General features: G+C 31.8%; 8 protein-coding genes and 1 pseudogene. 4 read left to right on the top strand and 5 right to left on the bottom strand.

Translation table 11 applies throughout. The features are described 5' to 3' along the window. The 3 genes from P8M54_RS09285 to P8M54_RS09275 all read left to right on the top strand — a co-directional run. Positions 1-557, top strand: a 557-nt coding sequence (locus P8M54_RS09285) for a hypothetical protein (protein ID WP_300287525.1), incomplete at its 5' end; no start/stop codon positions are given. Position 558: 1 nt separating this feature from the next. Next, a complete protein-coding gene (locus tag P8M54_RS09280; RefSeq protein WP_300287523.1) occupies positions 559-954 on the top strand; it encodes a DUF5675 family protein in 396 nt (131 codons plus the stop codon). A gap of 9 nt (positions 955-963) precedes the next feature. Continuing rightward, positions 964-1,182 (top strand): hypothetical protein, encoded by a 219-nt coding sequence (locus P8M54_RS09275; protein ID WP_300287521.1) that lies wholly within the window; start codon positions 964-966, stop codon positions 1,180-1,182. Between the two features lie 235 nt (positions 1,183-1,417). Here the strand turns inward: P8M54_RS09275 and P8M54_RS09270 are convergent, their stop codons facing one another. Then, a complete protein-coding gene (locus tag P8M54_RS09270; protein ID WP_300287519.1) occupies positions 1,418-1,597 on the bottom strand; it encodes a hypothetical protein in 180 nt (59 codons plus the stop codon). A 29-nt stretch (positions 1,598-1,626) separates the two neighbouring features. After that, positions 1,627-2,049 (bottom strand): hypothetical protein, encoded by a 423-nt coding sequence (locus P8M54_RS09265; RefSeq protein WP_300287517.1) that lies wholly within the window; start codon positions 2,047-2,049, stop codon positions 1,627-1,629. A 354-nt stretch (positions 2,050-2,403) separates the two neighbouring features. Here P8M54_RS09265 and P8M54_RS09260 point away from each other — a divergent pair, with 354 nt between their 5' ends. Continuing rightward, positions 2,404-2,556, top strand: coding sequence for a hypothetical protein (locus tag P8M54_RS09260; RefSeq protein WP_300287515.1), 153 nt, complete (start codon positions 2,404-2,406; stop codon positions 2,554-2,556). A gap of 1,171 nt (positions 2,557-3,727) precedes the next feature. On the opposite strand, the gene P8M54_RS09255 is transcribed toward P8M54_RS09260, so the two are convergent. The 3 genes and pseudogenes from P8M54_RS09255 to P8M54_RS09245 form a co-directional block, all read right to left on the bottom strand. Beyond that, positions 3,728-4,213, bottom strand: a complete 486-nt coding sequence (locus P8M54_RS09255) for a hypothetical protein (protein ID WP_300287513.1) — start codon at positions 4,211-4,213, stop codon at positions 3,728-3,730. Further along, positions 4,213-4,923, bottom strand: a complete 711-nt coding sequence (locus P8M54_RS09250; protein WP_300287511.1) for a DUF3800 domain-containing protein — start codon at positions 4,921-4,923, stop codon at positions 4,213-4,215. The genes P8M54_RS09255 and P8M54_RS09250 overlap by 1 nt, the downstream gene beginning before the upstream one ends. Positions 4,924-4,954: 31 nt before the next feature. After that, positions 4,955-6,220 (bottom strand): annotated as a pseudogene (locus tag P8M54_RS09245) (ATP-binding protein); the annotation flags it as partial.

Below are 6,220 nucleotides of genomic sequence, written 5' to 3'. Positions count from 1 at the left end.
CGGCTTTAAGAGCGTTGCTTTTGAATTCTGCGGATAGCAGAATGGTAAGCCGATTGACCCAACAAATGGTTAAAGTAATTCAAGCAGATGTTACAAGCATCAGAGGATTACGAAATGTAATTGATGGCGAAGCGGAATTATTGACTGGTTTTGAGTTTAATATTCGTGGGAAACTTGGAACAAGTTTATTTGCTCCGTTTGTTGGAGCAATTGACAGAGTTTCTGGAAATATTACGGTTGATTTGCTTCCGTTTATCCCGTCAAATATGATTGCTGCACCAAGCGGAACTACTCATTTTAAAATTATTTCGGCTGGTACTGAAATCGATTTTGAAGCTGAAACCTTTGTTGAAGCACATTCGGAAACGGCAATTTTACCTTGGGATGCGACACCAACGGTGGCAATTAATCAAACTAACACGGTAACGCCCGCAAGTACAAAACCTTTGTTTTTGGCTTTAGGAATTGAGTTTTACCAAGAAGTAAATGGACAAATGTACCCATTGAAAAATGGTGCATTCAACCCATTGGCGGTAACTTTGGTTAGTGGCGTATAGGATGGTTTTGGTACTATCAAGAACTTATTTCCCTGAAGGAACTAATGGGAAACTCGAATGCGAGGGCAAATTAATTTGTAAAACAATTGAATTGCCTTGGAAGAAAAACGAAACGAAGGTTTCCTGCATTCCGGAAGGGAAATATTTTATTAGAAAGCGATACAGTGAGAAATACAAATGGCATATGGAAGTGATGGATGTACCGAATAGAAAGTTTATTCTATTTCATCCAGCCAATAATGCTCAAAAGGAATTGCAAGGCTGTATTGCCCCTGTTACTAAACTTTCTGGACCAGGATTAGGTTTGATGTCGAGAAAAGCTTTTACAAGTTTAAAAAACTTGGTTTATAAAGCCTTGGACAATAAAGAAAGTGTCGAATTAATTATTCAATTTTAAAAACAGATTATGAAAAAAATTATAAATAGAGCGAAAGCTCCCACTCCGAAATTTTTTAAAGTGCTTCGAAATATTGGTTTGGCATTAGCAGCCGTTGGCGGAACTATTTTGGCTGCGCCTGTGGCGTTGCCAGTTGCAGTAGTTTCAATTGGAGGTTATTTTGCAGTTGCTGGTGGTGTTATTTCCGCTGTAAGTCAACTAACCTCAACCAAAGATGCAGTCGAGTAATCCCGCATTCGTTGGTACCGCTGGCGGTACTCTTTTGAGTATTATTCCAAATTTGAATTCGGAAGATGTTGTAAAAACTATTATTTTAGCCACTTTGGTTGCAATAGTCAGTTTTACAATTTCAATTTTACTCAAATTTTTAATTCGGAAGCACAAAAAATAAGTTTAGCCCTAGTTGTGGTGACCTTTGGGTTAAACAAAATGAAAGCCAAGTCTAGATTTGGCTTTTTTTGATTTACATTTCTCTAAATTCATTGAGTGTTACCTCAATTACTACCACTTCGGAATTGTACCAATACAAATCGTAGTATTTTGCAAAATCTAATGCTTTTGTTCTACTGTCAAAAGCTCCAAAAAATACTCTTGATGCTCTTGATTTCCAATTGTCTGTTTGAAATAATAAAAATAGGCTCATAAGATTGATTTTAATGATTAAAAAATGAATTATCTATTGCAGTAGCGGTGTAAAATTACTCTCCGCATATCGTTGATAAGGTTGATGTTTTCGTGAAATTGCTTTTCTTTTTGCTCCAAAAGTTTTAGAGCTGCAATGTGCTTAACGTGGGCTTCGTGTTCTTCCATCATCATTTTAGATTTAACAAAAAACTCTTTTTTGAAATCGTTAAGGCGCAAAAATGGAATTACAGAACCAACTAAATGTTGATGCCAAAAATTAGTTTTCCATAAACTATAAGCAACAAAATAAAGGTTTTCGCAGTCCTGTTCTAAGTCAAAAATGACTACAAAGCTGTTTGTAAATGGCTCTTTTTGTGGCTTTCCGCTGTTCATCCCTTTGTTAAGTAGGAATAAATGGGGTTTCGAGTAAATCGTGCCTTTCTGGTGGGTTTTGATAATAAAATTCTGCATACTTTCGGCTTTAAAAATTGATTAGATTTTCAATTTTTCGCAGATTTTCTATTGAAATGCAGGTGTGCCTCGCTACGCTCGACCTATAAAATTTTTCAAAAGAAAAAAAAGAAAAAAAGAAAGCCGTCCGTTTAAGTGGAAGGTTTCAGAAAAAAAAGTTTTTTTAAAAAAATACTACCCGAAACATCATCGGAAGTATGGACGTGAAATCGGAAATGATTGTTGTTGCGAACCGTTAAGGGTGGAGATTTTTTTTAAAACCCGCAGGGCTTGAACTTTTTTTTCTGAATACCTGGAGCTTATCTTTACTCTCTTTTTTTTATTTTTTGTTTTGAATATCCAAATCAAATGTTCTTGTTTAATCGGATTTTGTCTGAAGGATTGGATGTTGAATTGGAAGGTGGTCGTCTTCGGAAAGGGTATCAAATTCTTTGGATGGATAAAAAATCCAAATCAAACAATAGAAATGCTTTTTATCCGGCCAAAGAATTTGATACTCTTTCTTAGATTTGATTTTTGAGGATGCCTAATTGTCTTATGAAAAGAGAAGTTTCAATTTAATCGGAATGTTGTATTGAAAATGGAAAGCATCTTCAAAAAACAATGCATTATATTACCAAGTGCGATGTGGCAGTAGCGCAAGTAAGTGTATCATTTTTTTATTTGCTTACTTGGATTTTTCTGATTGCTTTAGTGGAAAAGCTGATGCCATAGACTTGAAAGAAAGATAATGCTTCAAGGTTATCAAAGTTATTATAAGGAACGGTATGGCATCGGCTTTTCCGCTGGAGCAATGACTTGGGGTCTTCTGGCAAATAAAAAATGATACTCTTACTGGTTTTTTTGGTTTTGTGGGTTCTAAAAATGTCTTTACCATAGACAAATCACTAAAAGTTAAAGCCATTTTTAGAACTTACAAAAGCAATGAAAACACTACCGATTTATGCGTAAAGGTGCTAAAAACAGATACCGTAAACTTTCTTGAAAGTAATTATAACCATAAAGTTTCCTATGAAATGGCAAACGTTGTTGAAGACAGTGGCGAAGGACGGTGTTTTTTGTAGCTGGGTGATGCGATGGGAGCTGCAAAAAATGTTGTCCTGGAGCCACTGGCACGAGCGTTGGGTGAGCGGCTTTTTTACATAATGTTATTATAGTGCATCCGTTAATTTCTTTAATAGCAGGATAGTTCTTTATGCACTATAATGCCACATTATGTAACTAAGCTTGGGGAAAAGTTTTTGTTGCTCATTTCCATTGGTTTCTGTTTATTACATAGGTTGTTGAGCATACAAAAACTTTTTGGAGCGTTGGGAAGGAGTGGCAATTGAATTGTAAAACGTTCTTTTACCAACGAACGAAAAAGAATGTTCTCGTTATTACAAATAAAATTAGCGAAATGAAGCAAACAAATAATTGATGCTAGGAATACTTGGACTAGGAGCGATTTTTGTGCAGATGAATGAGATAATGAGTTATTTAAAGAAATTTCTTTTTTTGGTATATTTTTTGTTATTCAAACTTATGAAATGGATGTATGAAGTTGGTCAAAAATACGTTTTTTGATAGAAAATTTGTTTTTTGGTACAAGAGTTGTATATTTGCAAAGTCATTTCCCTAGGGAAAAGGACCTGGTTCGTGAAAACGTACGCCACAGCACCGTAGCCTGTGGCTTTTTTTATTTTATCCTCTTTGTATATTTGTCTTCATAGTATTTTTGATTTCTTGCATCATCAATATGAAAACAAGAAATAATCATATAGTCTGGAGTAATTTTTTCCATTACAACTAAAAAGTTTCCTTCTTTGAACCAAAAATAATCTCTGATTTTACCATCTGCTTCTAAAAATTTAAAACAAGTAACATCTTCTGTATCTTTGTTTTCCAGTATTGGTTTTATCCAATGAATTTTATTGGCTCTTTTTTTATCAAAATTTCTTTTTCCTTTATCTCCTCTTGTAATGATTTTTACAAAAGTATGTGGATAAGTTTCAAAACCTTCTTCTTTTGAGTTTGCTATATCTATTTTTACTTTACAACCGTCAAAATAAAAATCATTATCAATAAAATCTACTTTGAATAATTGATACAATTCTTTTAAATGTTCATCTGATGGGTCAATTCCTAAATTGGGTATGTGATCATCCAAGTCTAATAAATCCATTATAGTTTTATTTTAGGTTGGTGATCAAAAATATTGAACTTTGTTTCCCAAGGTTCTGTTCCTTCTTCGAGATTAAAACCTGATTTAGTTTCTAAATATTTAATGAAATCCATTCTGTTTTGAGTTGGATTTATAATATTATTCATCACTACTCTTGTTTTATAAGTAATGGCACCAATAAAAAAATCGGCTAATTGAAAGAAATTATTGTCGTGAGAATGTAAATGTTGGAATTGTTTGAATGGGCTTTTGCCTTTGTACTCGGCATCGAAAACTTCATTAATTTTTTTTAATTTTTCTCTGCCACGAGTATTTTGAACATCAATAAAAACACGGTATTCATCCCCATTACTATTATTTGGATGCAACAAATAATAGGTCATTTTATAATAGAAATTGTCGTGAGAACCTTGATTAAAATCTATATGATTTAGACGCTCTTTGTATTTCACTAAAACACAACGAAACTGTAGCGATGAATTAAAAAAATAATCTACTAATTCTTTGTATAATTCGGTTCTTGCATTTGAGAATTTATTCCATTTTAGCTCTGACTTTTGATTATGTTTTACCAGTATTTTATTAAATTCTTTTTGTAATTCAGCATATTCATTCATTGGAACTTTGATGTATCCAATACACATTACTGGAATTTTGTCGTGTTCTAAATGACAACTTTCATCTATATAAAAATCATATTTATTATTCATTAGTAATTTTATGAGCTATTAATTATTGGGTTTAGTTTAATTGACCGTTAGTCGCAATTTTGGTTAATTCATCTGAAGCATCTTTGTCTAAATTTATTCCTTTCTCTTCTAGATTTTCAATTACAGCTGATTTGAATTCTAATTTATCAATCAAGTGCTTGTGCTTAATTTTAAATAGCATAAATAAGTCGTCCCAAGTCATTGCGTAAATTTCATAATTTCTTATTGATTGCACTAAATACTTTTGACCTTTATTTTTTTGGTTTTCATATAAGTCAATGATATAGTCATCTACTTTTTTACCTACTAAAATAAACTTCCAATTTCTTCTTAAACTATTAAAACGTTCTTCCTCAATGATAAATCTTAAATACCTTTCAACTTGTTGAAACTGTTCTGAGCCAATTACTACAGAAGGCCTTTTTAATTCAACAATAATATTCTCTTCAATTGTTAAATCATTATTAGTAGCATCTGGAATATATGATTTTCTACTAATAAAAATATCGGGTCTTTTAAGTTTCTCTTTGCCATCTATTATTTCAGGCTTTTTATTATTAATTTCGAGATGTGCAAAATAATTATTTAATAAAATTTCAAAATTCTTGTCAGCAGAAACTAAATGAAATTGCTCACCAAACAACCAATAATTATCCTCTATAACTTTTTGAATATGTTCCCTTTCATTTGTGAACTTTTCTAAATCGTAAATTAATGCTTTTAAAATTTCTACAACATTAAATCTATTTTCTAGTAACTTTATTAGTGTATTTATATGAGATAAACTTGTTTTCTTTAAAGTTTTGGCTAGTTCTTCTCTTTCATCATCTGTTAGTTTTACTACATTTTCAACAATAGTTAGTACGCTTTCTCTTTGATCAGTATCAAGTAGTAAATTTAAAAACCCAACGATTGTTTTACTTTGTGTTGTAGTTAGACTTTGAAATATTTTTGGTTGAACACTATATAATTCTTTGATTACATTCTCTAAATCAATTTTTCTTAAATTATCGTATGAATTATTTTTGAAAACTGGAAATACTTTGTTCTTGTTATAATTTTCGATTAACTCATTGGCTTTTGAATTTCTAATGAATAATTTTTCCTTTTCAGAAACAAATTCATTTAGTAACTCTACTAGATTTCGAAAAGTAATGTCTGTTTGATTTTTTCCTGAAAATTCAAAGGCTGGATTATCTTCTTTCGTAGCATTGAAGTTGTCAAAGTAACTAGCTTCAATATATAAAGAGTGATGAAAATCTACTGCCTTATTGTTGAACGAAGTGTGTTTTCTAAA

The sequence above is a fragment of the Flavobacterium sp. genome, assembly GCF_029242675.1.
In the GTDB taxonomy this organism is placed as follows: Bacteria; Bacteroidota; Bacteroidia; order Flavobacteriales; family Flavobacteriaceae; genus Flavobacterium.
Note: the sequence above shows the minus strand (reverse complement) of the source record. Positions and strands in the feature narration are given on the sequence as shown.

What these genes read in the sequence shown, in the direction of transcription:
- P8M54_RS09265 (WP_300287517.1), bottom strand. Translation starts at nt 2,049, where the DNA reads ATGCAGAATTTTATTATCAAAACCCACCAGAAAGGCACGATTTACTCG.
- P8M54_RS09275 (WP_300287521.1), top strand. Translation starts at nt 964, where the DNA reads ATGAAAAAAATTATAAATAGAGCGAAAGCTCCCACTCCGAAATTTTTT.
- P8M54_RS09255 (WP_300287513.1), bottom strand. Translation starts at nt 4,213, where the DNA reads ATGGATTTATTAGACTTGGATGATCACATACCCAATTTAGGAATTGAC.
- P8M54_RS09250 (WP_300287511.1), bottom strand. Translation starts at nt 4,923, where the DNA reads ATGAATAATAAATATGATTTTTATATAGATGAAAGTTGTCATTTAGAA.
- P8M54_RS09270 (WP_300287519.1), bottom strand. Translation starts at nt 1,597, where the DNA reads ATGAGCCTATTTTTATTATTTCAAACAGACAATTGGAAATCAAGAGCA.
- P8M54_RS09280 (WP_300287523.1), top strand. Translation starts at nt 559, where the DNA reads ATGGTTTTGGTACTATCAAGAACTTATTTCCCTGAAGGAACTAATGGG.